The 25,792-nt window shown below is 71.0% G+C and carries 23 protein-coding genes; 12 read left to right on the top strand and 11 right to left on the bottom strand.

Annotation, left to right across the window (positions count from 1 at the left end):
- Entirely contained in the window at positions 1-1,080 is a 1,080-nt protein-coding gene (locus KZC50_RS03485; protein WP_310890630.1) for an Rv2578c family radical SAM protein, read from the bottom strand.
- 111 nt (positions 1,081-1,191) lie between these two features.
- On the opposite strand from KZC50_RS03485, the gene KZC50_RS03480 reads away from it, so the two are divergent.
- Both KZC50_RS03480 and KZC50_RS03475 read left to right on the top strand, forming a co-directional pair.
- Complete coding sequence (locus KZC50_RS03480) at positions 1,192-2,208, top strand: M15 family metallopeptidase (protein WP_310890629.1); 1,017 nt, start codon at positions 1,192-1,194, stop codon at positions 2,206-2,208.
- 93 nt (positions 2,209-2,301) lie between these two features.
- Positions 2,302-3,465: an acyl-CoA dehydrogenase family protein gene (locus KZC50_RS03475; RefSeq protein ID WP_301131906.1), complete on the top strand. Its 1,164-nt coding sequence runs from the start codon at positions 2,302-2,304 to the stop codon at positions 3,463-3,465.
- Between the two features lie 24 nt (positions 3,466-3,489).
- Here KZC50_RS03475 and KZC50_RS03470 read toward each other — a convergent pair whose 3' ends face one another.
- The 5 genes from KZC50_RS03470 to KZC50_RS03450 all read right to left on the bottom strand — a co-directional run bounded on the left by KZC50_RS03470 (position 3,490) and on the right by KZC50_RS03450 (position 8,294).
- Positions 3,490-4,326: an energy-coupling factor transporter transmembrane component T family protein gene (locus tag KZC50_RS03470; protein ID WP_375294564.1), complete on the bottom strand. Its 837-nt coding sequence runs from the start codon at positions 4,324-4,326 to the stop codon at positions 3,490-3,492.
- Entirely contained in the window at positions 4,323-6,134 is a 1,812-nt protein-coding gene (locus KZC50_RS03465) for an ABC transporter ATP-binding protein (protein ID WP_310890628.1), read from the bottom strand. Before KZC50_RS03465 ends, KZC50_RS03470 begins: the two co-directional genes overlap by 4 nt.
- Before the next feature lie 60 nt (positions 6,135-6,194).
- The gene (locus KZC50_RS03460; RefSeq protein ID WP_310890627.1) at positions 6,195-6,737 is read right to left on the bottom strand and encodes an ECF transporter S component; all 543 of its coding nucleotides are present in this window, start codon (positions 6,735-6,737) and stop codon (positions 6,195-6,197) included.
- Between the two features lie 184 nt (positions 6,738-6,921).
- Positions 6,922-7,917: a pirin family protein gene (locus tag KZC50_RS03455; protein ID WP_301131909.1), complete on the bottom strand. Its 996-nt coding sequence runs from the start codon at positions 7,915-7,917 to the stop codon at positions 6,922-6,924.
- 8 nt (positions 7,918-7,925) lie between these two features.
- Positions 7,926-8,294, bottom strand: coding sequence for a GNAT family N-acetyltransferase (locus KZC50_RS03450; RefSeq protein WP_343823355.1), 369 nt, complete (start codon positions 8,292-8,294; stop codon positions 7,926-7,928).
- A 32-nt stretch (positions 8,295-8,326) separates the two neighbouring features.
- On the opposite strand from KZC50_RS03450, the gene KZC50_RS03445 reads away from it, so the two are divergent.
- Positions 8,327-10,858, top strand: a complete 2,532-nt coding sequence (locus KZC50_RS03445; protein WP_310890625.1) for a DEAD/DEAH box helicase — start codon at positions 8,327-8,329, stop codon at positions 10,856-10,858.
- A 30-nt stretch (positions 10,859-10,888) separates the two neighbouring features.
- Here the strand turns inward: KZC50_RS03445 and KZC50_RS03440 are convergent, their stop codons facing one another.
- Positions 10,889-11,404 carry a DUF4262 domain-containing protein gene (locus tag KZC50_RS03440; protein WP_310890624.1) on the bottom strand — a complete coding sequence of 172 codons (516 nt, stop codon included), beginning with the start codon at positions 11,402-11,404 and terminating at the stop codon, positions 10,889-10,891.
- Positions 11,405-11,544: 140 nt separating this feature from the next.
- On the opposite strand from KZC50_RS03440, the gene recQ reads away from it, so the two are divergent.
- Positions 11,545-13,569, top strand: a complete 2,025-nt coding sequence (gene recQ / locus KZC50_RS03435; protein WP_310890623.1) for a DNA helicase RecQ — start codon at positions 11,545-11,547, stop codon at positions 13,567-13,569.
- A gap of 182 nt (positions 13,570-13,751) precedes the next feature.
- A complete protein-coding gene (locus tag KZC50_RS03430) occupies positions 13,752-15,857 on the top strand; it encodes an acyl-CoA dehydrogenase family protein (protein ID WP_310890622.1) in 2,106 nt (701 codons plus the stop codon).
- Positions 15,858-15,976: 119 nt separating this feature from the next.
- Here KZC50_RS03430 and KZC50_RS03425 read toward each other — a convergent pair whose 3' ends face one another.
- A complete protein-coding gene (locus KZC50_RS03425) occupies positions 15,977-16,525 on the bottom strand; it encodes a type 1 glutamine amidotransferase domain-containing protein (RefSeq protein ID WP_310890621.1) in 549 nt (182 codons plus the stop codon).
- 107 nt (positions 16,526-16,632) lie between these two features.
- Here KZC50_RS03425 and KZC50_RS03420 point away from each other — a divergent pair, with 107 nt between their 5' ends.
- Genes KZC50_RS03420 through KZC50_RS03405 form a run of 4 tightly spaced genes read left to right on the top strand, consistent with a single transcriptional unit; the run spans position 16,633 to position 20,283 of the window.
- The gene (locus tag KZC50_RS03420) at positions 16,633-17,211 is read left to right on the top strand and encodes a DNA-3-methyladenine glycosylase I (RefSeq protein WP_310890620.1); all 579 of its coding nucleotides are present in this window, start codon (positions 16,633-16,635) and stop codon (positions 17,209-17,211) included.
- Positions 17,212-17,235: 24 nt separating this feature from the next.
- Positions 17,236-17,463, top strand: coding sequence for a hypothetical protein (locus tag KZC50_RS03415; protein ID WP_053546559.1), 228 nt, complete (start codon positions 17,236-17,238; stop codon positions 17,461-17,463).
- The gene (locus tag KZC50_RS03410) at positions 17,460-17,885 is read left to right on the top strand and encodes a TA system VapC family ribonuclease toxin (protein WP_053546558.1); all 426 of its coding nucleotides are present in this window, start codon (positions 17,460-17,462) and stop codon (positions 17,883-17,885) included. The genes KZC50_RS03415 and KZC50_RS03410 overlap by 4 nt, the downstream gene beginning before the upstream one ends.
- A 43-nt stretch (positions 17,886-17,928) precedes the next feature.
- Positions 17,929-20,283, top strand: a complete 2,355-nt coding sequence (locus tag KZC50_RS03405) for an ATP-binding cassette domain-containing protein (protein WP_310890619.1) — start codon at positions 17,929-17,931, stop codon at positions 20,281-20,283.
- 9 nt (positions 20,284-20,292) lie between these two features.
- Here the strand turns inward: KZC50_RS03405 and KZC50_RS03400 are convergent, their stop codons facing one another.
- From KZC50_RS03400 to KZC50_RS03390, 3 genes are all read right to left on the bottom strand, one after another.
- Positions 20,293-20,832, bottom strand: coding sequence for a recombinase family protein (locus KZC50_RS03400; RefSeq protein WP_310890618.1), 540 nt, complete (start codon positions 20,830-20,832; stop codon positions 20,293-20,295).
- Positions 20,833-20,897: 65 nt separating this feature from the next.
- The gene (locus tag KZC50_RS03395; protein WP_310890617.1) at positions 20,898-22,643 is read right to left on the bottom strand and encodes a cation:proton antiporter; all 1,746 of its coding nucleotides are present in this window, start codon (positions 22,641-22,643) and stop codon (positions 20,898-20,900) included.
- Positions 22,644-23,684 (bottom strand): malate dehydrogenase, encoded by a 1,041-nt coding sequence (locus KZC50_RS03390; protein WP_310890616.1) that lies wholly within the window; start codon positions 23,682-23,684, stop codon positions 22,644-22,646. It abuts the gene before it with no gap.
- Positions 23,685-23,758: 74 nt separating this feature from the next.
- Here KZC50_RS03390 and ypfJ point away from each other — a divergent pair, with 74 nt between their 5' ends.
- Genes ypfJ through KZC50_RS03375 form a run of 3 tightly spaced genes read left to right on the top strand, consistent with a single transcriptional unit; the run spans position 23,759 to position 25,778 of the window.
- A complete protein-coding gene (ypfJ, locus tag KZC50_RS03385) occupies positions 23,759-24,631 on the top strand; it encodes a KPN_02809 family neutral zinc metallopeptidase (protein WP_310890615.1) in 873 nt (290 codons plus the stop codon).
- On the top strand, positions 24,628-25,620 hold the full coding sequence (pip, locus tag KZC50_RS03380) for a prolyl aminopeptidase (protein ID WP_236967817.1): 993 nt from the start codon (positions 24,628-24,630) through the stop codon (positions 25,618-25,620). Before ypfJ ends, pip begins: the two co-directional genes overlap by 4 nt.
- Positions 25,617-25,778, top strand: coding sequence for a hypothetical protein (locus KZC50_RS03375; protein ID WP_156305094.1), 162 nt, complete (start codon positions 25,617-25,619; stop codon positions 25,776-25,778). Before pip ends, KZC50_RS03375 begins: the two co-directional genes overlap by 4 nt.
- Positions 25,779-25,792: the final 14 nt, after the last annotated feature.

Genomic DNA, 25,792 nt, shown 5'->3' with positions numbered 1-25,792 from the left:
TCAGAAGAGCATGGCCGGGGCGGATGCCGCGGCGCGGCCTCGCGCGGTGGTGACCACCGTCGCGGCGGTCGAGCGCCGCTGCGCGAGCCCCGGCATCCCTTCGCCGCGAGGGCTGTCGTCCTCCGACTGTCCGCCGAGGCCATGTCGGCGTAAGAGCGGCCGGACCCGTTTGGCGAGCCAGGTGCGGTACGCCTTCGACGCGTACGCCGCCGCGCCCGGGTAGAGGCCGCGGTACGACGACACCAGTTCCGGATGCTCGCGCTCGAGCCACTGCAGGAACCACTCCTTCGCACCCGGCCGAAGGTGCAAGGCGCCGAAGACCACCCGTGTGGCGCCGGCGTCGGCGATGCGGCGGAGCGCGTCGTCGAGCGCCGGGATCGAGTCGGTCAGGTGCGGCAGGATCGGCATCAGGAAGACCGTCACCCGGAAGCCTGTCTCGGCGGCAGCGCGCACGGTGTCGAGCCGCGCCGCGGTGGACGGCGTCCCGGGCTCGATCGCCCGTTGCAGGACGTCGTCGAAGACGGCGATCGACAGGGCGATCGTCACGGGGACCTCGCGTGCGGCATCGACGAGGAGCGGAAGATCGCGGCGGAGCAGCGTCCCTTTCGTCAGGATCGAGAAGGGCGTGCCCGCGTCGGTCAGGGCGGAGACGATCCCCGGCATCAGGCGGTACCGTCCCTCTGCCCGCTGGTAGGGATCCGTGTTCGTCCCGAGCATCACCGGATCGTGCAGCCACGTCGGGCGCGCGAGCTCGCGCCGCAGCACCTCGGCGACGTTGACCTTCACGACGATCTGACTGTCGAAGTCGTGGCCGGCGTCGAGCTCGAGATACTCGTGCGTTCCCCGGGCGAAGCAGTAGGTGCAGGCATGGCTGCACCCGCGGTACGGGTTGACGGTCCAATCGAACGGGACCCCGGATGCCGTCGGCACGTGGTTCAAGGCGCTCTTGGCGAGCACCTCGTGGAAGACCACGCCGGCGAACTCGGGTGTCGTGACGGATTGCACGAACCCGCCCAGATGCTCCATGCCGGGGAGGGCCCCGGCATCCGTCTCGCCCAATCGCTGTCCCTGCCATCGCATATTCTCAGGGGAACAAAAATTCGACGTTAAGTCAAGGGGGTGCGATTCGAATTAGAACAGTCGCGATGAGATTGGGTCCCGGGTCGTGCGAGACCCCGTGGGCAGGGCACAATGGCCGACGTGCTCCAGGCCGGATCCCCCGAACCCGCCGCCCGCCACGCCGGTGCGCCGCGTGGCGCGCGGATCGGTGTGGGCGCGGCCGTGCTGGCCGTCGCGGCCCTCCTCGTGGGGGCGTCGGCGACGCTGACCAGCCTCACGGCTCCGGCTCCGGCTCCGGCGAGGACGGAAGGCTCGACCGCCGAGGTCGTGGAGTCCGCCGCGCTCTCGGTGGCGGAGGTGCCCGCGTTCGCCGGGCCGATCGCGGCCCTTCCGGTCCCCGAACAGACGGCGCTCGCCGCGGCGGTCGACCCGTGCGCGCTGCCCGAGGTCGTCGCTGCGCTGGGCGCCGGAGACGACGAGGCGGTCATCGCGGGCTTCGGTGGCGCCGAGCCGTTCCGGGTCGCGGTGACGGAGGACCGGGCGCCGTGCGTGAGCCTCGACGACCCGGCGCGCACCTGGATGGTCGTGAACAAGGTCCGCCCCTACGCGCCGATGTCGTTCCGGCCGACGGCCCTCGCACTGCCCGACGGGGTGCGTTCGCTCAGCGGTGGTGCGCTGCACGAGAAGTCCGCGACGGCGCTGGCGACCATGGCCGCCGATGCCCGCGACGCCGGGGTGGGCGAGATCGCCCTCGCCAGCGGCTTCCGCTCGTACGAGACGCAGACGGACACCTACCGCAGCCACGTCGCCGGCCGCGGGGTGGAGGGCGCCGACCTGGTGAGCGCCCGCCCGGGGTTCAGCGAGCATCAATCGGGGTTCGCCGCCGATGTCGTCGCGTGCGACGGCGGATGCGGCACGCTCGACGACCTCGCGGCGACGCCGCAGGGGCGATGGGTGCACGACAACGCCTGGCGCTACGGCTGGATCGTCCGGTACGGCGAAGGCATGACGGACGTGACGGGCTACGTTCCGGAGGCGTGGCATCTGCGCTACATCGGGCCCGCGCTCGCCCAGGAGTATCACGACGGCGGGTGGGAATCGCTCGAGGAGTTCTTCGGCCTTCAGCCCGCTCCGGACTACATCGGCTGATTCGCGGTCACGGATGTCGGTGGAACTGAGTACCCTGGCATCCGGGATGCGATTTCACGGCATCCGTTTGCTCGAGGACGAGAGGACCACGCCATGGAGCGCGACATCTACGACGAGGATCACGAGGCGTTCCGCGACGTCGTGAAGGAGTTCGTCAAGCGGTACGTCACGCTCGCCGACATCGCCCGATGGGATGCCGACGGCGAGGTCGATCGCGACACGATGCGCGCGGCGGGCGAGTCCGGCCTCATCGGGCTCTCTGTCCCCGAGGAGTTCGGCGGCGCAGGCATGCTGCAGGACTACCGCTTCCGCGCGGTCGTGAACGAGGAGATCATCGCGGCGGGTGCGGGAAGCCTCGCGGGGGCCTTCGGGATCCAGGACGACCTCGCCGTCCCCTACCTCGTGCACATGGGCACCGACGAGCAGAAGCAGACCTGGCTTCCGCGCATGGCGACGGGCGAGGTCATCGGCGCGCTCGCGATGACCGAGCCGGGCGCCGGGAGCGACCTGCGCGGTATCAAGACGACCGCGAAGAAGGTCGACGGCGGCTACATCGTCAACGGCGCGAAGACCTTCATCTCCTCGGGCGCCACCGCCGACATCGTCGTCACGTTCGTCAAGACCGGCGAGGGCGACCGCCCCGACGCGTTCAGCCTCCTCATCATCGAAACGGCGTCGGAGGGCTTCGACCACGGCAAGAAGCTCCACAAGATGGGCTTCCAGGGGCACGACACCGCGGAGCTCAGCTTCAGCGACGTCTTCGTTTCCGACGCGAACCTCATCGGCGGGCGCGAGGGCCAGGGGTTCGTGCAGCTCATGATGAACCTGCCGCTGGAGCGCCTCTCGATCGGCGTCGCCGCCGCGGCCGCGGCGCAGGCGGGGCTCGATTGGACGCTGACCTACACGAAGGAGCGCGAGGCGTTCGGCCAGCGCATCATCGACTTCCAGAACTCCCGCTTCGCCCTGGCCGACATCGCCACCACCGTAGACGCCCTGTGGGCGTACCTCGACCGCGCGCTCCTGGCGTACCGCGACGGCAAGCTGTCGGCCGAAGAGGCGGCGAAGGTCAAGTTCTGGGCGACCGAGCGCGAGTGGGACGTGCTCGACGCGTGCGTCCAGCTCCACGGCGGCTACGGCTACATCATGGAGTACCCGATCGCGCGCGCCTTCCTCGACGCCCGCGTCCACCGCATCTACGGGGGCACGAACGAGATCATGCGCGAGATCGTCGGGCGACAGCTCGCCGGCAAGCGCTGAGAGGTCCGTTCTCAGGGCTCCGGGTCAGGCGGATGCCCACGGGAAGGTCGTGGTGAACACCGCGGCGGATGCCGCCCAGAAGAGGATCGCGAAGACGACATCGCGCGCGCGGAACGGCACCAGGTGCCGTTCCGTGCGGCCCGCATAGGCGCCGAAGGCGCGGGCATCCATCGCCAGCGCGACGCGCTCGGCGTGCCGGATTGCACCGGCGAGGAGCGGGACGACGTAACTCGTCCAGCGTCGGACGGCGGCGATCGGTCCGCGCCCGCGGTTCGCGCCGCGGACCCGGTGGGCTTGGCGGATGACCTCGAGCTCGTGCCCGAAGCGCGGGACGAACCGGAACGCGGCCAACGCCGTATACCCGATCCGATACGGAACCCGCAGCTGCTGGATGCTCGCCCGCACGAGATCCGGCCCGGTCGTCGACAGGCCCGGGATGAGCGAGAGGGCCAGGATCGCCGCCAGTCTCAGCCCCGTCGCGAAGCCGATCTCCAGCGCTCCCGCGTAGAGGGTCCACGCCCCGATCTGCAGGACCGGCGCGGTGTCATCGACCAGCGCGGCATCCGTCCACAGCGAGAGCCCCAGGCCGATCGCCAGTGCCACCGCGGGGACGGCGAGCCCGAGGATCAGCGCGAGCCGCACCGACATCCGGACCCCCACAAGGAGGACGAGGTATCCGAGGGCGAGGAAGACGAGAGGCGTCCGCAGGTCGCGGACGAACACCAGCAGGACGATCGGCGGAAGGACCGCGGCGACCTTCGCGAGCGGGTTCAGCCGGTACAGGAACCGCCAGGGCGCGGCATCCGTGATCTCGCGGTACGGATCGACGACCGCCGTGGGGGCGGTGGCGGGGAAGCTCACGACGGAATCCCGTCCGTGCGGGATCGGACACCGGCACGGGCGCCGACCGGGGTCCCGGGGAGGTCGGAGACACGGGTCGCCTCCGCGAGGTGCGGATGCCTCGCCACCCCGTGCAGTGCGCGCGCGAGTGGCGGCATGCGCAGTCCCGCCCGGCCGATGAGATCGGGGTCGGCGAACACCTCCGCCGTCGGGGCGTCCGCGAGGATCCGGCCGTCCGCCATGACCACGACGCGCTCGGCATGGTCGGCGACGAGCTGCATGTCGTGGGTGACGACGATGATGGTCGTGCCGTCGTCGTGGAGGTCGCGGAGGAGAGACAGGAGCTCCTCGGCGCGCGCCCGGTCCTGACCGAAGGTCGGCTCATCCAGCGCCAGGACGCCGGCGCCCGCGACCAGCGCGGTGCCGACGGACAGGCGTCGCTTCTGCCCGCCGGAGAGCAGGAATGGATGGACGTGCGCGCGTTCGGCGAGGCCGAAGCGCTCAAGAAGCGCCGTCGCGCGTTCCCGCACCTCCTCCTCCGAGGCGGCGGTGCGGCGCAGACCGTGCGCGATCTCTTCGAAGACGGATGCGGTGATGAACTGGTGCTCGGGATTCTGGAAGACGAAGCCGACACGTTCGGCGCGCGTGCGCTCGTCGAGCCGGGCGATGTCGTGGCCGCCCACGCGCACGGTCCCCTTCGGTGACGGGAGGACTCCGGCCATCGCCTGGACCAGTGTGGTCTTGCCCGCTCCGTTGGCGCCGACGACGGCGACGAACGAGCCGCGGGGGATGTCGACGGTCACGTCGTGGAGGACCGGCGTCTTCCCCCGTCGGAGGGTCAGATCGCGCACCTCGATCGCCGCGCCGGCGGTCTCGGGTGAGAGGCCGGGGGTCGAGGAATCGGCGACGAGGGCGGACGCGGCATCCGGCGCCGGCTGCGCCTCGAGGGCCGCCCGGAGCTCATCCGGTGTGAGCGGCAGGGGGGCGAACGCGTAGCCCGCCCCCCGCAGCCGCAGCGCGGCGAGCGTGGAGGTCGGAAGCCAGACGCCCAGCGCGGCCAGTCGCTCGGCATCGCCGCGGAGGACCGCGTCGGTCGGTCCGTCGACGAGCACGACGCCGTCGGCCCCGAGCACCACGACGCGGGTGACGAGGGCGACCGCGGCGTCGAGGTTGTGCTCGATGAGCACGATCGCCCGTTCGGGATCGCCCGCGACCTCGGCCAGCGCCTCGTAGACCTCGTCGATGCCGCGCGGGTCGAGGTTCGCCGTCGGCTCGTCGAGCACCATCAGGCGCGACCCCATTGCGAGGGCGCACGCGATGGCGAGACGCTGGCGCCCGCCGCCGGACAGGCGGTCGGGGTTCTCGGAGCGCCGCTCCCAGAGGCCGACGCGTCGCAGGGACGCCTCGGCGCGGGCGAGGACGTCGCCGACCGGCAGGCGCAGGTTCTCCGGTCCGAATGCGACCTCGTCGAGGAGCGTGCCCGTCACCAGCTGCGCGTCGGGATCCTGGAACACCATCCCGACGTGACGGGAGAGGCGCGCCACGGAGCTGGCGGCGGTGTCGAGGCCGGCGATGACGACGGATCCGTCGAGGGTCGCCGGAACGGCGTGCGGGATGAGGCCGTTGAAGGCGAGCGCGAGGGTGGACTTCCCCGACCCGCTGGGCCCGAGGACGAGTACCACCTCGCCGGGCGCGACGTCGAACGAGACCCGGGCCGGTGTCGCGGCATCCTCGCCCTCGTGGGTGATCGCGACGTCACGCAGGCGCGCAAGCGGACCGGGCCCGGAAGGTGAGCCGGAACCGGGCGCGGGAAGCGGGTGTGCAGTCACGGCGGGCCTCGGTAGGTGAGTGTCACCTAACCTATCGCGGCGGGCTCGTGTTGCTCCGGGTCAGCGACGGGCGACGCCGGCGCGGCGGAGGGCGACGCCGATGCCGAGCCCGAGGGCCGTCCAGGCGACGGGGCCGAGCACCGAGACGACGAGGTAGATCACCTGTGCCCAGGTCGGGAGCGACGCGAGGTCGGCGGCGAAGGCGACGACGACGGCGACGAGGATGCCGATGACGATCGCCGAGATGAAGAACCGCCACGCATCCCACACCCGGTAGCGGGTGAGGGCGGCGACGAGCTCCTGGATCCCCCCGAACAGCAGCGCGGTGCCGATGAAGCGCAGCGCCCACTGCGGCGCCATCGCGCTGGCGACGAGCGCGGCGAAGACGTGGGAGAGGAGCGCCACCCACGGGAGTCGGACGACCTCCTGCGCGATGATGCCCGGCAGCACGTGGGAGCCGAGCACGATGCCGTACAGGATCGGCACGGCCAGGAGCACCACCGGGGTCACCCATCCGGCGATGCCGCCGAGGAGACCTGTCGCCACGCCGATCGCGGCGCTCGTGAGCAGCACGCGCGTGGAGAGGACGGAGGTTCGGGCCACGTCCCTCAGCGTATCGCCGGTGGACGGGGGCGCGGATCGCGGGCGGCCGGGAGAAACCGGGGCGGGAGCTGTCCGCGTCGAAAACGCGTGATCGACCGGGGGTGCTGCGGCGCGTCGAGGCGATCGGTGTCGGGATGTCCCGCGTTTTCGACCGCGGCGGGCGAAGACCGGCGCTGGGGCGGTGTCAGACGCGGCGCTTGCGGCGCGTGAGACGGACGGCCGGCATGGGCGGGGCGGGGATGCGCTCGTCGCCGTGGTCGACGACCGCGCCGAACCGGTCGGCACCGGCCTCCCACGCCTCGCGCGCTTCGACGATCTCGTCGTGGCTGCGGCCGACGAAGTTCCACCACATGACGATGTCGTCCTCGAACGGCTCACCCCCGAGGAGGAACACCCGGGCCCCATCGGTGCTCTCGATCTCGATGTGATCGCGGGTGAGTCCGAGGTACAGGAGGTGCTCGTCGTCCAGGTCGACCGGGTCGTCGGCGCCCTCGACGTGCGTCGCGACCCGCAGATCCCCCTCGACACCCATCAGCGCGTGCTCCCACGCGGGATCCAGGGGGACGCGGACGCGGGATCCGGGCGGCACGACGATCTCTGCGCCGACGATCGGGGTGTAAGTCGTGGCGGGGGAGGAGACGCCGCCGAGGGTGCCGAGGACCACGGTCGCCGCACCCGGCTCGCCCGCCGTCGCCTCCAATGTCAGCGAGGGGAGGTCGCTGTGCTGCTCGAACGCGGGTCCGCCGTGACGGCGCGACTCCGGGAGCGCGACCCACAGCTGCAGGGCGTCCAGCGGCGTGGCCTCCTCGCCGAGGGAGTACTCCGAGTGCGCGATGCCGGCGCCGCTCGTCATGAGGTTGAGCGCCCCGCGTCGCACGATCACGTCGCTGCCCACCGAGTCGCGATGACGGACGTCGCCGACGAACGGCCACGTCACCGTCTGCAGCCCGATGTGCGGGTGCGGTTCGACGCGCATCCGCGTGACCTGCGGCCCGAACCGGTCGAGGAAGCACCACGCCCCGACGAGCGGCAGGTCGCGCTGCGGCAACGCGCGGCGGACCGACATCGCCCGCACGCCGCCGAGCGGCACCTCGCGGGCTTCGAGCAGCAGGGCGCGGGGGCCGTCGCACTCGGAGGCGGTCTCCGTGGCGACGGCGTCGTCGGTGTCGAGTCGGGTCATCTCGGACCTCAGCCTTCGGAGGCCTCGGGTCGCGGCGTCGGCCAGTCCACCGTGAGCCCGTCGACATCGTTCTCGCTCAGGTACTTCGCGACGAACGGGCAGTAGGGCCGGACCGTCTCACCGCTGCGGGCGACGTCGGCCATGGCCCCGGCGACGAGGGTGCCGCCCAGTCCCTGCCCGCGAAAGGCGGGATCGGTCTGGGTGTGGGTGAACCGGAGGCGGCCCTTCGGGTCGGTGCTGAACTCGCTGAAGCCGGCGAGCTCGCCGTCGACGTGGATCTCGTAGCGCCCGGCCTCGTCGTTGCGGGTGACGGTCGTCTGGTCGTTGTCGGTCACGGTGGTCCTCTCGTCGTGATCCTCAACGTAGGCGCGCGGCATCCGATTCCGCCAGCGACTGGCAGAGTGGGGGGATGCCCGCGACCCTGACCGAGTCCCTCGCGTCGGCCGCCGGCGATGCGGATGCCGTGTACGACGTCTTCGTCGAATGGGCCACCGACCGGGGTTTCACCCTCTATCCGGCCCAGGACGAGGCCGTCATCGAGCTGGTCTCGGGCGCGCACGTGATCCTGTCCACCCCGACCGGCACCGGCAAGTCGCTCGTCGCCGTCGCGGCGCACGCCGCCTCGCTCGCCCGAGGCGGCCGCACGTACTACACGGCGCCGATCAAGGCCCTGGTGAGCGAGAAGTTCTTCGCGCTCGTGGAGATCTTCGGCGCCGACAAGGTCGGCATGGTCACGGGGGATTCCTCCGTGAACCCCGATGCGGCGATCGTCTGCTGCACGGCCGAGATCCTCGCGAACCTCGCCCTCCGACAGGGGACGGATGCCGCGATCGACCAGGTCGTCATGGACGAGTTCCACTACTACGGCGACCCCGAGCGCGGGTGGGCGTGGCAGGTGCCGCTGCTGACCCTCACCGGCACGCAGTTCCTCCTGATGTCGGCGACGCTCGGCGACGTCACCGCCATCGCGGACGATCTGCGGGAGCGCACCGGACGCCCGGTCGCGGAGGTCACCGGCGTCGAGCGCCCGGTGCCGCTGCACCACGACTACGAGCGGATGCCGGTCCACGAGGTCGTCCAGCGGCTCATGGATCAGGGCGAGACGCCGGTGTACATCGTCCACTTCTCCCAGGCGCAGGCGGTCGAGCGCGCGCAGGCCCTGTCGTCGGCGAAGGTCGCCACGCGCGAGCAGCGTGACGCCATCGCGGAGGCGATCGGCGGGTTCCGCTTCACCACCGCGTTCGGCAAGACCCTGTCGCGGCTCGTGCGCGCGGGGATCGGCATCCATCACGCGGGCATGCTCCCGCGCTACCGCCGTCTGGTCGAGACGCTCGCGCAGCGCGGACTCCTGCGGGTCATCTGCGGCACCGACACGCTCGGCGTCGGCATCAACGTCCCCATCCGGACGGTCGTGATCACGGCGCTGTCGAAGTACGACGGCACGCGGATGCGGCAGCTCTCGGCGCGCGAGTTCCATCAGGTCGCCGGGCGCGCGGGCCGCGCCGGGTACGACCCCTACGGCAACGTCATCGTGATGGCGCCGGAGTGGGAGATCGAGAACGAGGCGGCGCTGCGGAAGGCCGGCGACGACGCGGCGAAGCGGAAGAAGATCGTTCGTAAGAAGGCGCCGACGGGTGTCGTGAACTGGGGGCTGGGGTCGTTCGAGCGCCTGGTCGCGGCCACGCCCGAGCCGCTGACGCCGCACATGCAGATGACCGCGGCGATGCTCATCAACGTCATCGGTCGCGGCGGGGACGTCTTCGGCAACGTGCGCGCGCTCGTGTCCGACAACCACGAACCCCTCGCCCGCCGGTACGAGCTCGCCCGGCGCGCGCTGGCGATCTTCCGGACGCTCCGCGCCGCCGGCATCGTCGAGGTCGACCGCACGAGCCCTGAGCCCGTGGTGCGCCTGACGGTCGACCTCCAGCCGAACTTCGCGCTCAACCAGCCGCTGTCGCCGTTCGCGCTCGCCGCGATCGACCTGCTCGATCGCGACAGCGGAGCACCGCAGGAGGACGGTACGGGCTCGGGCCACTACGCCCTCGACGTCGTCAGTGTCATCGAGGCGACGCTCGACGATCCGCGGGCGATCCTGTCGCAGCAGGAGTACCGCGCGCGCGGGGAAGCGGTCGCGGCGATGAAGCGCGACGGCATCGAGTACGACGAGCGCATGGCGCTCCTCGAGGAGATCACCTACCCGAAGCCGCTCGCCGACCTGCTCGCGCAGTCGTTCGAGGTCTTCGCGTCGAGCCAGCCGTGGGTCCGCGACTTCGAGCTGTCGCCCAAGTCGGTGGTGCGCGACATGTTCGAGCGGGCGATGTCGTTCGGAGAGTTCGTCGCCTTCTACCAACTCGGTCGCAGCGAAGGTCTGGTCCTGCGGTACCTGTCGGACGCCTATCGCGCGATCCGACAGACGGTCCCCGCCGAGGCCCGCACCGACGACCTCATGGACGTCATCGAGTGGCTCGGCGAGCTCGTCCGTCAGGTCGACTCGAGCCTCGTCGACGAGTGGGAGTCGCTGACCCACCCGACCGCCGAGGGGGACGACGCGCCCGTCGTTCCGCCCGCGCCTCCGTCGGTGCTCACCAACCGTCGCGCATTCGCGGTCCTCGTCCGCAACGAGCTGTTCCGCCGCGTGCAGCTGGCGGCGCTGCAGGACGACGATGCGCTGGTCGCACTCGACCCCGACGTCGACTGGCCCGCCGCCCTCGACGCCTACTTCGACGAGCACGAAGAGATCCTCACCGGCGGCCCCGCGCGTTCGCCGTCGCTCGTGCGCATCGACGAGACGGATGCCGCCGCCGGCCGGTGGGTCGTCGAGCAGACCCTCGACGACCCTGCGGGGGATCACGACTGGCGCATCCGCGGCGAGGTGGACCTCGCGGCATCCGTCGAGGAGGGCACCGCCGTGCTCCGCGTGAACGAGGTCGTCCGCCTCTGACCGTTGATCCGCGCGCGGATCCAGCCGTCGTCAGGCGCGCCACTGCCCCGGGAGCGGTTGCGCGTCGGGCGTGAGGGCGCACCCGTCGTCCCAGGGGAACCGGCCCTTCTCATCGGCGTAGACGAGCTGCAGCAGCGGCACGGACGCGTGATCCGGGCGATGGTAGTGCCGGTTGGCGGTGAACGCGATCTCGGCGGGGTTGGGGACACGCTGCACCGAGATCCGTCTGGGCATCGACGCCGCATCCAGCGTCATCCCCGGCAGGAGGTGCGCGCCGTCGAGCACCGCCGCCGCCACCTCGTTGAGCACCTGTCCGGCCGTGTTCATGGACACCCCCGTGATCGCGAGCTCGGGGTGTCCGATGCCGAACAGGCCGGCGGTGTATCCGAACGCGGGGCTCTCGCCGGCCTCGGCGCACGCGCACCCCGGCATGGAGCACGCCCCTCCCACGTAGGTGATGTACGCGCCGTGCCGCCGGATCATCTCGGCGACGTGCGCGTCCTCCTGGTCGAGCCAGGCGAGTTCTGCGTCGGTGATGTCGAACATCGGTCTTCCTTTCGTCTCGCGCCCTGTGTCGCGATGTTCGAAGATCGCACACGCCTCCGACATTCTCCTCGAACATCTGTTCTCCACAGAAGCGCCCCCGCGCCCCACGTCGTGTCGGGGTCGGCGGTTACGCTGGAGGAATGCCGCGTCCTGTCGAACCCGCCGACCCGGGGGTGCCGTTCGACGCCCCGCCGTTCGACGACGCCCCGCCGTTCGACGACGTCCCGCCGGACGAGTGGGCGCCGCCCGAGGACGACGGCTGGATGCCGCCCCCCGAGCCGTACGGAGGGTCGGGTGCCCCGCCCGCAGCCGCGCCGCCCGGTCCTGGCGCGCCCCCGGTCCGCGATTTCACCGGCACCGCGCCCGTCGACGTCCTCCGCGAGGTCTACGGGTACGACGCGTTCCGCGGCGATCAGGCCGCGATCATCGATCAGGTGACCGGCGGCGGTGACGCGGTCGTCCTCATGCCGACCGGCGGCGGTAAGAGCGTCTGCTACCAGGTGCCCGCGCTCGTCCGGCCGGGCACCGGCCTCGTGGTCAGCCCCCTCATCGCCCTCATGCACGATCAGGTCGACGCGCTCGTGGCCAACGGCGTGCGGGCGGCGTACCTCAACTCCACGCAGGATGCCGCCGAGCGGCGTCGCGTCGAACAGGCGTATGTGAGCGGCGGGCTCGACCTCCTCTACGTCGCCCCCGAGCGGCTGAACACCGACTCGGCCCGCCGCCTCCTCGGGCAGGGCCGGCTCAGCGTGATCGCCATCGACGAGGCCCACTGCGTCTCGCAGTGGGGGCACGACTTCCGCCCCGACTACCTCGGCCTCGGCGATCTCGCCGAGCGCTTCCCCGACGTCCCGCGGATCGCCCTGACCGCGACCGCGACGCCCGCGACCCACCGGGAGATCTCCGAGCGGCTCCAGCTCCCGGGTGCCCGCCACTTCGTCTCCAGCTTCGACCGTCCCAACATCCAGTACCGCATCGAGGCGAAGTCCGACCCGCGCCGTCAGCTGACCGCGTTCATCCGTTCGCAGCCCGAGGGAGCCGCAGGCATCGTCTACGCGCTGAGCCGGAAGTCGGTCGAACAGACCGCCGAGTACCTGAGCGCCCAGGGCATCGACGCCCTGCCTTACCACGCGGGTCTTCCCGCGGAGACGCGCGCGGCCAACCAGTCCCGCTTCCTCCGCGAGGACGGGGTCGTGATGGTCGCCACCATCGCGTTCGGGATGGGCATCGACAAGCCCGACGTCCGCTTCGTCGCCCACATCGACCTGCCGAAGTCCGTGGAGGGCTACTACCAGGAAACCGGTCGCGCCGGCCGCGACGGCCAGCCCGCCGTCGCGTGGATGGCCTACGGCCTCGGCGACGTCGTGCAGCAGCGGCGCATGATCGACCAGTCGCCCGGCGATCGCACCTACAAGATGCGACTCGGCCAGCACCTCGACGCCATGCTGGCCCTCTGCGAGACGGTCGGATGCCGCCGCCAGAACCTCCTCGGCTACTTCGGTGAAGCCTCCACCCCGTGCGGCAACTGCGACACGTGCATCGAGGCCCCCGACACGTGGGACGGACTCGTCCCCGCGCAGAAGCTGCTGTCGACCATCGTGCGCCTCCAGCGCGAGCGCAACCAGGCGTTCGGCGCGGGCCACCTGATCGACATCCTCCGCGGCGCCTCGACCGACCGCATCCGTCAGCAGGGGCACGATGCCCTGGCGACCTATGGGCTCGGTGCCGATCTGTCGGACCAGGATTGGCGGAGCGTCATCCGTCAGCTTCTCGCCCGCGGAATCCTGGTCGCCCGCGGCGAGTACGGCACCCTCGCGCTGGGCGAGAGTGCCGGGGGCGTGCTCCGCGGCGAGACCCCCGTGCCTCTCCGTCGCGACACCATCGGTCGCACGTCGGCGCCGCGCGTCCGACGCGCTGCCGCGCCCGACGGGGTGGCGGCGGGAGATGTCCCGCTGTTCGAGGCGCTCCGTGCCTGGCGGGCGGGGGTCGCCCGCGAACTCGGCGTCCCGGCCTACATCGTCTTCGGCGACGCCACCCTTCGCGCGCTCGCGCAGCGGCGTCCGTCCTCGCTCGCCGATCTCGACGGGGTTCCCGGCATCGGGGCGAAGAAGCGCGAAGCGTACGGCGACGCGGTCCTGGAGGTCGTCGCCGAACAGGCGGCGTAAGCCGGCCGCTTCAGTGGGTCGCTCGCCCCGCGACCCGAGGCGCCTGTCGATCGGACACAACCGCTCCCGGCGCGAAGCCCCGGCATCCTTGTGGGTTAAGTCCAACGGAGTTTGCCCAGCCTTGTGGGAGACCTACCGTTGAGCCAACCTTGCTTCTGTCCATCCCTCGAAAGGTGATGCACATGGCTGACGCCGCCGTCCGCACATCCAGGCCCGCCACCAACCGCCGCACCCCCGCCGGCGGCGCTCCCCGGGCACCCCATTCCGCCGCCGAGGCCGCCGAGGCCCGCATCGACATCGCCGCCGTGGAGAACATGCTCCTCGGCACGTGGGCAGACACCCGCCGCGAAACCCGCGAGGCCATCAAGGACTCCGCCTTCTGGCAGGTCACCGGCCAGACGAAGGAGGAGCACCGCGAGCGGGTCCTCACCCAGCTGCACATGCTCGTCGACATCGAAGGGTCGCGTCGCGCGTTCCCGGCCGAGTACGGCGGACACGACAACAACGGCGCCAACATCGCCGGATTCGAAGAGCTCGTCCTCGCCGACCCGAGCCTGCAGATCAAATCCGGCGTGCAGTGGGGTCTCTTCGGCTCGGCCATCTACCAGCTCGGCACCAAGACCCACTGGGACCGCTGGCTCCCCGCGGTCATCTCGCTCGAACTCCCCGGCGCCTTCGCGATGACCGAGACCGGTCACGGATCGGATGTCGCGGCCATCGGCACCACCGCCACCTACGACCCCGACACCGAAGAGTTCGTCATCAACACCCCGTTCCGCGGGGCGTGGAAGGACTACCTCGGCAACGCCGCCCTCCACGGCAAGGCGGCCACCGTCTTCGCCCAGCTGATCACCGGCGGCGTCAACTACGGCGTGCACTGCTTCTTCGTGCCGTTGCGTGACGACGACGGCAACTTCCTCCCCGGGATCGGCGGTGAGGACGACGGCGTCAAGGGTGGCCTCAACGGCATCGACAACGGCCGCCTGCACTTCGATCACGTCCGCGTCCCGCGCGAGAACCTCCTCAACCGCTACGGCGACGTCGCCCCCGACGGCAGCTACTCCTCCGATATCGCCAGCCCCGGTCGCCGCTTCTTCACGATGCTCGGCGCGCTGGTGCAGGGCCGCGTCTCGCTCGACGGCGCGGCGACGACGGCATCGGCCCTCGCGCTGAAGATCGCCGTGACGTACGGCAACCAGCGTCGTCAGTTCGATTCGGGCAGCGGCACCGACGAGGTCACCCTGCTCGACTACGGCAAGCACCAGCGCCGCCTGCTCCCGCTCATCGCCCAGAACTACGCGCAGTTCTTCGCGCACGACGAGCTGCTGACGACGTTCGACGGCGTCTTCTCGGGGCGCAACGACACCCCCGACGAGCGGGAGAACCTCGAGACGCTCGCTGCCGCGCTCAAGCCGCTGTCGACGTGGAACGCGCTCGACACGATCCAGGAGGCGCGCGAAGCGTGCGGCGGCCAGGGCTTCCTCGCCGAGAACCGCCTCGTGGGCCTGCACCACGACCTCGACGTCTACGTCACCTTCGAGGGCGACAACAACGTGCTGCTGCAGCTGGTGGGCAAGCGTCTGCTCGCCGACTACGCCCGCCAGTTCAAGGGAGCGGATGCCGCGGCGCTGGCGAAGTTCGCCGTCGGCCAGACCGCCGGGAAGGTGTTCCACGGCGCCGGACTCCGGCAGCTCGGACAGTCCGTCGCCGACTTCGGATCCACGGCCCGCTCGGTCGAGCTCGGCCTCCGTGCCGAGCAGCAGCACGAGCTGCTCGCCGGCCGCGTCGAGCAGATGGTCGCCGATCTCGCGACGGCGCTCCGCCCGGCATCCAAGCTGTCGCCGGCCGAGGCGGCCGACCTGTTCAACCAGCACCAGGCCGAACTCATCGAGGCGGCCCGCGCGCACGGGGAGCTGCTCCAGTGGGAGGCGTTCTCCGACGGGGTGAAGGCGATCCAGGACGAGGGGACCCGTCAGGTGCTCACGTGGCTGCGCGATCTGTTCGGGCTTCACCTCATCGAGAAGCACCTGGCGTGGTACCTCATCAACGGGCGGCTCTCGGCCCAGCGTGCGGCATCCGTCTCGCGGTACATCGGCCGGCTGTCTGCGCGACTCCGTCCGCACGCGCAGGATCTCGTCGACGCCTACGGCCTCGCGCCGGAGCACGTCCGCGCCCCGATCGCATCGGGCGCCGAGCAGGAGCGCCAGGATGAGGCGCGCGAGCACTACGCCCGGCTGAAGGCCTCCGGAGATGCGCCGACGTCCGAGAAGGCGCTGCAGAAGAAGTAGGTCGCAGCTCGTCGCGGGACATGCCGCGAAAACAGGAGACCCGGCGAGAACAGGACGATTCCGAGGAATCGGACCTGCACTCGCCGGGTCTCCTGTTGCGGTGAGGGGGAGCGGAACCGTCAGGCGGTCTGCTCGGCGTGCGCGCCCTCGGCGATCTCCTCGATCACCTTCGCGTTGAAGGCGGGGAGGTCATCCGGCGTGCGGCTCGTGACGAACCCGGCGTCGACGACGACCTCCTCGTCGACCCAGGTGGCCCCGGCGTTGCGCAGGTCGGTCTTGAGGCTCGCGAAGCTCGTGAGCGTGCGGCCCGAGACCACCTCGGCCTCGATGAGCGTCCACGCCGCGTGGCAGATGGCGCCGACGGGCTTGTGCTGGGCGAAGAACGCGCGGGAGAAGGCGACGGATGCCGCGTCCATCCGCAGATCGTCGGCGTTGACGACGCCGCCGGGGAGGACGAGGGCATCGAAGTCGGCGGCGTCCGCATCCGACGACACGATGTCGACGCTCTGGGAGTGGCCGTTCTTGCCGGTGATGGAGCCGGCGGCGGGGGCGACCATGACCGCGGTGGCCCCGGCGGCCGTGACCGCCTCCCACGGGGAGGTGAGTTCGCTGTCTTCGAATCCGTCCGTCGCGAGGAAGGCGACGCGCTTTCCGGTGAGATCTGTCATGCCCTCACGGTAGGCAGGGTGCGTGCCGGCGTGCGCGGGGTTGACACCGCCCGGCGACGTGGCATCATCCGCGTGCGCGTGTCGGTGGCTGCTCCTATGCTGGCGCGATGATCGGGGATGTCGTGGTCGGCGACGACGGACGCAGCCGGTGCGCGTGGGTGGGGGCGGATGCCGAGTACGCGCGCTACCACGACGAGGAGTGGGGGCGCCCGCTCCGCGGCGACCGCGCGCTGTTCGAGAAGGTGAGCCTCGAGGGCTTCCAAGCGGGCCTGTCCTGGATCACCATCCTCCGCAAGCGTCCGCGTTTCCGCGAGGTCTTCGTCGGGTTCGAACCGGAGGTCGTCGCGGCGTTCGACGAGGCGGACGTCGAGCGCCTGATGACGGATGCCGGCATCATCCGCAACCGCGCGAAGATCCTCGCCACGATCTCCAACGCGGGCCTGGTCGCGCAGATGGAACCGGGGGAGTTCGAGGCCCTGCTGTGGTCGTTCGCCCCGGCATCCGGGGTGCGCCCGACGACCCTCGCGGACGTGCCGGCGGTGACGGCGGAGTCCGAGGCGATGAGCAAGGCCCTCCGCAGACGCGGCTTCCGCTTCGTGGGGCCCACGACCATGTACGCCCTCATGCAGTCGGCGGCCATGGTCGACGACCACGTCGTCGCGTGCTGGCGAGCCGTTGACGAGTGATGCGTGATGCATGATGCTTGATGCATGCGCACGACCCTCACGATCGATGACGACGTCCTCGCCGCCGCGAAGCAGTTCGCCGACGTCCGCGGCATCACCCTCGGCGAAGCCATCTCGCAGCTCGCCCGCGCGACGCTCACCGAGCGGCGCCGATTCGGTACGCGCAACGGCGTCGTGCTCCTGCCCACCCAGGCCTCGTCGGGGAGCGCCGGCCTCGACGACGTCAACGCCCTCCGAGACGACCTCGCGTGACGCGTCATCTGCTCGACGTCAACGTCGTCATCGCCCTGATCGATCCCCTGCACGTTCATCACGAACGAGCGCACGCGTGGTTCGCCACCCGCGACGCGCCGTGGTGCACCAGCCCGACGGTGCAGAATGGTGTCGTCCGCGTCGTCAGCCACCCGAAGTACCCGAACACCCAGCCCGCGCCCACGGTGATCGCGAGCCTCGCGAGCCTCGCCGCGCAGCCGGATCACGAGTTCCTCCCCGACTCGGTCAGTCTGCTGGACGCATCGGTGCACACCGAGCGCCTGCTGGCGAGCTCGCAGGTCACCGACACCTATCTGCTGCACCTGGCCGCGTCGTACGAGGCGAGGCTCGCGACGTTCGATACCCGGATCGTCACCGCGGCGGTACCCTCGGGCGCGGAGGTCGTCTTCGCCATCCCCTAGACGCCGCGGCCGGGCCGGTCGACGATCGACGGAGGGACCCACGATGAGTGACTACACCGGAACGCACATCGCCGACGCGCACGACGTGATCCGCGTCATCGGGGCGCGCGAGAACAACCTGAAGAACGTCGACGTGGAGATCCCCAAACGCCGGCTGACGGTGTTCACCGGAGTCAGCGGGTCGGGGAAGTCCTCGCTCGTCTTCGGCACGATCGCGAGCGAGTCCCAGCGCCTCATCAACGAGACCTACCCGACCTTCGTCCAGCAGTTCATGGCGCAGCTCAACCGGCCCGACGTCGACGGTCTCGAGAACGTGAGCCCCGCGATCATCGTCGACCAGGAGCGCATGGGGGCGAACGCCCGGTCGACCGTGGGCACCGCGACCGATGCCCACGCGATGCTCCGGATGCTGTTCAGCCGCCTCGGGCAGCCGCACGTCGGATCGCCGCAGGCCTTCTCGTTCAACATCCCCTCCGTCTCCGGTGCCGGCGCGATGACGCGCGAGAAGAACGGGGAGACCGTCAAGGAACGCCGGTCGTTCGAGATCACCGGGGGGATGTGCCCGCGCTGCGAAGGTCTCGGCGAGGTCAGCGACATCGACCTCGACGAGCTGGTCGACCGCGAGAAGTCGCTCGCCGACGGTGCGATCACGATCCCCGGCTACAGCGTCGACGGGTGGCTCGTACGCATCTTCACCGAATCCGGCTTCATCGATCCCCACAAGCCCGTGAAGGACTTCACCGAGAGCGAGCACCACGACTTCTTCTACAAGGAGCCGGTGAAGGTCAAGGTGCAGAACATGTCGATGACCTACGAGGGCATCGTCCCGAAGATCACCAAGAGCATGCTGCAGAAGGACCGGGAGGCGTTGCAGCCGCACATCCGCGCGTTCGTCGACCGCGCCGTTAAGTTCCAGCCGTGTCCCGACTGCGGCGGCACCCGCCTCAACGACGGGGCGCGCTCCTCGAAGATCGGCGACGTCAACATCGCCGATGCCGCCGCCATGCAGATCACCGACCTCGCCACGTGGCTCGACACCATCGCCGACCCTGCCGTGGCACCCCTGCTGGCGACCCTCCGGCGCACCATCGCGTCGTTCATCGACATCGGTCTCGGGTACCTCTCGCTCGACCGGTCGGCGGGGACGCTCTCGGGAGGGGAGTCGCAGCGGACGAAGATGATCCGGCACCTGGGCTCGGCCCTCACCGACGTCACCTACGTCTTCGACGAGCCCACCGCGGGCCTGCACCCGCACGACATCGCCCGTATGAACCGGCTGCTCCGGCAGCTGCGCGACAAGGGCAACACGGTGCTGGTCGTCGAGCACAAGCCCGAGGTCATCGAGATCGCCGATCACATCGTCGACCTCGGCCCGGGCGCCGGGCGCGCGGGCGGCGAGATCCAGTACGTCGGCGATGTGGCGGGCCTGCGCGTCTCGGGGACGGTCACGGGGCGCCACCTCGACGACCGTGCCCGGGTGAAGGACACCGTCCGAACCCCCTCCGGCGCGATCGAGATCCGCGGGGCCACGCGCCACAACCTCCGGGGCGTGGACGTCGACATCCCGCTCGGTATCCTCACCGTCGTCACGGGGGTCGCGGGGTCGGGGAAGTCCTCGCTCATCCACGGCAGCCTGCCCGACCGCGACGGGGTGGTCGTCGTCGACCAGGCCCCGATCAAGGGCAACCGGCGCTCCAGCCCCGCGACCTACACCGGGCTCATGGATGCCGTGCGCTCCGCCTTCGCCAAGGCGAACGGCGTGAAGCCGGGCATCTTCAGCGCTAACTCCGAGGGTGCGTGCATCGCGTGCCGCGGCCTCGGCGTGATCATCACCACCCTCGGTTTCACCCAGACGGTCGAGACCCTCTGCGAGGTCTGCGACGGCAGCGGGTTCAGCGACACCGTGCTGGAGTTCCGCCTCAACGGGAAGAACATCGCCGAGGTGCTGGCGATGTCGGCGGCCGAGGCCGCGGACTTCTTCCCCACCGGGGCGGTCCACACCACTCTCATCCGCATGATCGACGTCGGGCTCGGCTACATCACGCTCGGCCAGGCGCTCACGACGCTCTCGGGCGGCGAGCGGCAGCGTCTGAAGCTGGCGATCTCGATGGCGAAGAAGGGCGTGATCTACGTCCTCGACGAACCGACGACGGGCCTGCACCTCGCCGACGTGCAGGCGATGCTCGGGCTGCTGGATCGCCTCGTCGACGCGGGCAACAGCGTCATCGTCATCGAGCACCACCAGGCCGTGATGGCCCACGCCGACTGGATCATCGACCTGGGCCCCGGAGCGGGCCACGACGGCGGGCGCATCGTGTTCGAGGGGACTCCGTCCGCCCTGGTCGCGGCGCGCTCGACGCTCACGGGCGAGCACCTCGCGGCGTACGTCGGCGTCTGAAAGATCCCCTCAGCGCCCGGTGTCGAAGAGGTGCCGACCGCCCGGCTCGAGGACCTTCACGACGACGCCGCGGCGATGGAGCTCGGCGACCGTCCGGGTCTCCTCGTCGATGTCGCGGCCGAGGGCGTGCACGTTCGCCACGACCAGCACGTCACCGCGCTGCAGCGTGCCGAACAGGCGCACGAGCCGCTCCTCCCAGCTCTCCAGGATCTCGGGAGACGGATGCCGGAACCCCTCGATCGGGACGCCGAACCGTGTCAGCGCATCGCGCTGCGCGACCACCGAGGGCATGTCATCGCGTGAGATCACGAGTCCGACGAGGCGCGAACCGGCCGGGCGTGCGCGCCACCAGTGCCGATCCTGCTGCAGCTCGGTGAAGCACTTCGGGCACTCGGCCGCGGGGTGCGGGAGGTGCAGCGGACTCGTGTCCGCGGTCACGGCGTCGTCGGCCGCGCGCTGTCGGTGCACCGAGACATCCACGGAGGCCTCCTCGGCGACGTCCACCGCGGCATCCGTCCCCGTCGACGGAGCCTCACCGATCTCACTCATGGGAGCCCTTTCACGTGAACGCCCATTCTCTCCCGGATCCGTGCAGATCGCACCTCGGCGCGGTCTCACTCGCCGTCGAGCCGCAGCTGCAGGCTGAGCTCGTCGGCATCGAGCTCGGCGAGGGCGTGGCGGAGAGCGGCGGTGCTGTATTCGCCGCCGTGCGACAGCTCCTCCAGCCGCGCGCGCATCGCGTCGATCAGCGCCATCCGCAGCTCGAGCAGATCGCGGGCGAGGCTGGTGGTGTCGTCGTCCGGCGGTTCGGTGAGGCGCCGGCCGACGCGTTCGACGAGGTGCTCCGGGAACGGGGAACCGTCGCGACGGCGGAGTCCCGGCTCCTCGAGAGCGGATGCCGCGGCCCGGCGCAGCGCGTCGTCGATCCGGGTCTGCTCCTCGCGTGTGATCGCATCCTGGGCGGAATCGTCCAGCCGCAGCATCCGCACCAGCGCCCGGAGGGTGAAGCCCTGCAGCATGAGGCTTCCGACCGCCACGGCGAAGGCGACGAAGACGAGCAGTGCGCGGTCGGGACTGTCGCGGGGAAGCGTCTGGGCGGCGGCGAGGGTGACGACGCCGCGCATCCCCGCCCAGACGATGATTGTGCCGTGCTTCCAGCCGAGAGGCGTCGCCTGGTAGTAGTCCAGGTCCGCCATCATGCGCGACACGCGCGCGCGGGCCGCTGCGATCCGGGACTGACGGACCTCGGGGTCGGTGCGGCTGAGCCGCGGTGGTCGTTCGGCGGCGGCGTCCAGGCGCTGCTGGGCGTCGTCCAGACGTTCCCGTCGCCGACCGCGTCGACGCGCCCGCCGGCCCTGGAGCCAGAGGAGGAAGGCGACGTAGACGCTCCGGACGGCGAGGATGATCACGAGCGCGACCGCGGCGAGGCCGACCCCCTGGCCGATTCCCTGCGGCGATTCGCGGAGGTCGAGAAGGATCTCCTTCAGTTCCAGTCCCATCAGGAGGAACACCGCGCCCTCGAGCACGAGCTCGATCGTCCGCCAGTTCAGCTCGTTCGACAGCCGCTGCTCCGGAGTGAACCACCGGGCCGACCCCTGCCCGGTGACGATGCCGGCGACGACGGCGGCGACGAGTCCCGAACCGCCGAGCTCTTCGGTGGGGAGGTAGGCGGCGAACGGGACGATGAAGCCGATCGCGGTGCCGGCCGCCGAGTGCGAAAGCGCGTTCCGCAGGCGCAGGTTCAGCCACCCGATGATCCCGCCGACGACGAGGGCGACGAGGACGCCCCACAGGAACGACCCGACGAAGTCCGGAGCCTCCACTGTCGTCGTCGCGCTCGCACCGATCGCGGCGGCAGCGACCGCCGTGCGGAGGATCACGAGGGACGTCGCGTCGTTCAGGAGGCTCTCGCCCTCGAGCAGCGTCACGACGCGCCGCGAGATGCCCAGGCGCTTGACGATCGAGGTCGCCACGGCATCCGTGGGGCTGAGGATCGCCCCGAGGGCGAGGGCCAGGAAGAAGTCCAGACTCGGGATGACGGCCTGGAAGAAGAGGGCGAGGACCACGGCGCTGACGACCACGAGCAGGACCGAGAGGCCGGCGATGGGCCGGAAATCCCGGCGGAACTCGATCGCCGGCATCGACACCGCCGCCGAATACAGCAGGGGTGGGAGGACGCCGACGAGAATCAGTTCCGGGTCGACCTCGATCGGCGGGACGAACGGGAGGAGGCTCACTCCGATCCCGATGATCACGAGCGCGAGGGGCCCCGCGATGCCGAGCCGGGGCGCGAGGGCCGTGGCGAGGGTGATGACGAGGACGCCGAGGATCGCCGCCAGGACGATCTCGGTCGGCCCCATCTACCGCCCCCCGAGGTCGCGGACCGCGGCGCGCTCGGCGACCAGCTCGTCGACGGAGGTCTGCAGCAGCGATCGTCCGCGGTCGTCGAGGGCGAGACCCTCCACGGCGCGATAGCCACCGTCCGACCCGGACACACCGGGAGACACGACCGGCATCGAACAGACCAGGCCTTCCGGGATGCCGTACTCGCCGTGCGACACGATCGCCGCCGAGGTCCGGCGGCCGTCGGTGCCCAGCTGCTCGTCCCGCACATGCTGGATCACCGCGTGCGCCGCGGAGGCGACGGACGACGAGCCGCGGACCTCGATGATCTCCGCACCCCGGCGGGCGACGCGCGGGAGGAAGGTCTCATCCAGCCACGTGTGCGCCGCGTCCACGCCGCCGAACCGCTCGGCGAGGGCGTCGAGGACCGGGCGCTCGCCGTCCGGCATCCGCACGCGCGCGTGGGCGACATCCGGGAACTGGGTCGCAGAGTGATTCCCCCAGACGATCAGTCCGTCGACCGCGGCGGGGGAGACATCGAGGACGCCGGCGATCTGCGCCACCGCGCGGTTGTGGTCGAGTCGCGTGAGCGCGGAGAAGCGCTCGGTCGGGATCTCGGGCGCCGCCGCCGCGGCGGCGAGGAGGGCGTTGGTGTTGGCGGGATTCCCGACCACGACCGCACGGATGCCGGGGGCGGCGGCCTCGGCGATCGCTCGCCCCTGCGGCCCGAAGATGCCGGCGTTCGCGGCGAGGAGGTCGGCGCGCTCCATGCCCGGTCCGCGGGGGCGGGCGCCGACGAGGAGGGCGATGTCGGCGCCGTCGAACCCGACCCGCGCGTCGTCGGTGACCTCGACGTCCTTAAGGAGAGGGAAGGCGCCGTCCTGCAGCTCGAGGGCTGCGCCTTCGGCCGCGCGGAGGCCCTGGGGGATCTCGAGCAGACGCAGACGCACCGGGCGGTCGGTGCCGAGCATCTCGCCCGCGGCGATGCGGAACAGCAGGGCGTACCCGATCTGCCCTCCGGCGCCGGTGAGAGTGATCGTCGTCGCATCGCGCACCATGGTGCGAGCCTACTCACCCGCGTGCGCACGGGCGGGTGAGCGTGCGCGGACGCGGGGGGCTGTACCGTCAACCCATGACGTTCAACGACAACGCCCGCGTGGGCGGTCATTCCGCCAAACGGCGGGGACGGGGCGTCGCGATCGCGGGCGGCGGCGTGGCCGGCCTCGGAGTGATCGCCGTGCTCCTGCTCAACCTCTTCACCGGCGGCGACTTCTCGGGATTCCTCCCCACCGACGACGCGGGGCAGGGGGCGAGCGGCGAGAGCGAGATCGCCGAGTGCGACACGGGTGCCGACGCCAACGCGCGCGACGACTGCCGCCTGGCGGCGGCGACGCTCGCCGTCGATCAGTACTGGGAGGGCGAGCTCCGTGGCTACCGCCCGCCGCAGCCCGTCATCGTCGACGGTTCGACTTCCACGCCCTGCGGCACCGCGTCGAACCAGACCGGACCCTTCTACTGCCCCGCGGATGAGACCGTCTACATCGATCCGACGTTCTTCTCGCTCCTGCGCGAACGCTTCGACGCCACCGGCGGCCCCCTCGCGCAGCTCTACGTCCTCGCGCACGAGTACGCCCACCACGTGCAGTACATCACCGGTGTCTTCGAGCAGTACCCGCCCGGCGACAGCGGGCCGGCCAGCAACGGCGTCCGCCTGGAGCTCCAGGCCGACTGCCTCGCCGGTGCGTGGGTCGGTGCGATGAGCGAGCAGGTCGACGAGAACGGCACCCCGTTCCTCCAGGCGCCGACCGAGGCGCAGATCCAGGACGCCCTGAACGCCGCGGCGACCGTCGGCGACGACCACATCCAGGAGGTCTCGACCGGACGCGTCTCCCCGGAGACCTGGACCCACGGCTCCAGCGAGCAGCGCCAGGGCTGGTTCCAGACCGGTTACCGCGAAGGCCCCGCGGCGTGCGACACCTTCGCCGTGGACGGGAGCCAGCTGTGACGGCCCACCTCGACGGCATCCTGTACCCGCCGATCGAGCCGTACGACACCGGCGAGCTGCTCGTCGGTGACGGCAACCGCGTCTTCTACGAGCAGAGCGGCAATCCCGACGGCAAGCCCGTGGTGTTCCTCCACGGCGGCCCCGGCGGGGGGACCTCGCCCTGGCACCGCCGCTTCTTCGACCCCGAGCGGTACCGCATCATCCTTCTGGACCAGCGCGGATGCGGGCGGTCGACGCCGCACGCGAGCGCGCCGGATGCCGACCTCCGCCACAACACCACGTGGCACCTCGTGGCCGACATCGACCTGCTGCGCCGGAACCTCGGCATCGACCGGTGGCAGGTCTTCGGCGGCTCGTGGGGGAGCGCCCTCGCCCTGGCGTACGCGCAGACGCACCCCGAGGCGGTCACCGAGATCGTGCTGCGCGGGATCTTCACGCTGCGCCGGCACGAGCTGGAGTGGTTCTACGAGGGCGGCGCCGGGGCGGTGTTCCCCGACCTCTGGGCGGACTTCATCGCGCCGATCCCGGTGCTGGAGCGCTCGCGCATGATCGAGGCGTACCACCGGCGGCTGTTCGACCCCGACCCCGCGGTCCACCGCCCCGCGGGCCTCGCCTGGACCCGGTGGGAGGCGTCGACCCTGACCCTCCGTCCCGACCCGGAGCTCGTCGCGGCGATGACCGACCCCGACACCGCGGTCGCCTTCGCGCGGATCGAGAACCACTACTTCGTCCACGAGGGATGGTTCCGCGAGGGGCAGCTCATCGAGAACGCCCGGATCCTCCGCGGCATCCCGGCCGTCATCGTGCAGGGACGCTACGACGTCTGCACCCCGATGATGACCGCGTGGGATCTCCACCGGGCGTGGCCCGAGGCCGACTTCGTCGTCGTTTCGGATGCCGGGCACGCGGCATCCGAACCCGGGATCGCCACGGCGCTGCGGGCGGCGACCGACCGGTTCGCGGACGACGCCGTCACCTCCGAGGGGTGAGGTCGGAGCACATCATCGTCCAGCGGATCGTGGTCCGTCGCGATCTCAGCCACGACATGGCCGACAAGCTCCTCGCCGACATCCGCACCGAGGTCGCCTACCTCGACGCCCTCCAGGCCCCCATGCCGTCGCTGCACAACGAGGTCTTCCACCACTGATCGGCACCCACCCG

Source organism: Microbacterium aurantiacum, from assembly GCF_031625015.1.
Lineage (GTDB): Bacteria > Actinomycetota > Actinomycetes > Actinomycetales > Microbacteriaceae > Microbacterium > Microbacterium aurantiacum.
Note: the sequence above shows the minus strand (reverse complement) of the source record. Positions and strands in the feature narration are given on the sequence as shown.

Coding starts and splice junctions, on each gene's coding strand:
- KZC50_RS03400 (WP_310890618.1), bottom strand. CDS start 20,832: ATGAGTGAGATCGGTGAGGCTCCGTCGACGGGGACGGATGCCGCGGTG.
- KZC50_RS03395 (WP_310890617.1), bottom strand. CDS start 22,643: ATGGGGCCGACCGAGATCGTCCTGGCGGCGATCCTCGGCGTCCTCGTC.
- KZC50_RS03405 (WP_310890619.1), top strand. CDS start 17,929: ATGAGTGACTACACCGGAACGCACATCGCCGACGCGCACGACGTGATC.
- KZC50_RS03485 (WP_310890630.1), bottom strand. CDS start 1,080: ATGCGATGGCAGGGACAGCGATTGGGCGAGACGGATGCCGGGGCCCTC.
- recQ (WP_310890623.1), top strand. CDS start 11,545: ATGCCGCGTCCTGTCGAACCCGCCGACCCGGGGGTGCCGTTCGACGCC.
- KZC50_RS03415 (WP_053546559.1), top strand. CDS start 17,236: ATGCGCACGACCCTCACGATCGATGACGACGTCCTCGCCGCCGCGAAG.
- KZC50_RS03390 (WP_310890616.1), bottom strand. CDS start 23,684: ATGGTGCGCGATGCGACGACGATCACTCTCACCGGCGCCGGAGGGCAG.
- KZC50_RS03455 (WP_301131909.1), bottom strand. CDS start 7,917: ATGACCCGACTCGACACCGACGACGCCGTCGCCACGGAGACCGCCTCC.
- KZC50_RS03450 (WP_343823355.1), bottom strand. CDS start 8,294: ATGCCGCGCGCCTACGTTGAGGATCACGACGAGAGGACCACCGTGACC.
- KZC50_RS03440 (WP_310890624.1), bottom strand. CDS start 11,404: ATGTTCGACATCACCGACGCAGAACTCGCCTGGCTCGACCAGGAGGAC.
- KZC50_RS03420 (WP_310890620.1), top strand. CDS start 16,633: ATGATCGGGGATGTCGTGGTCGGCGACGACGGACGCAGCCGGTGCGCG.
- KZC50_RS03475 (WP_301131906.1), top strand. CDS start 2,302: ATGGAGCGCGACATCTACGACGAGGATCACGAGGCGTTCCGCGACGTC.
- KZC50_RS03425 (WP_310890621.1), bottom strand. CDS start 16,525: ATGACAGATCTCACCGGAAAGCGCGTCGCCTTCCTCGCGACGGACGGA.
- ypfJ (WP_310890615.1), top strand. CDS start 23,759: ATGACGTTCAACGACAACGCCCGCGTGGGCGGTCATTCCGCCAAACGG.
- KZC50_RS03480 (WP_310890629.1), top strand. CDS start 1,192: ATGGCCGACGTGCTCCAGGCCGGATCCCCCGAACCCGCCGCCCGCCAC.
- KZC50_RS03445 (WP_310890625.1), top strand. CDS start 8,327: ATGCCCGCGACCCTGACCGAGTCCCTCGCGTCGGCCGCCGGCGATGCG.
- KZC50_RS03430 (WP_310890622.1), top strand. CDS start 13,752: ATGGCTGACGCCGCCGTCCGCACATCCAGGCCCGCCACCAACCGCCGC.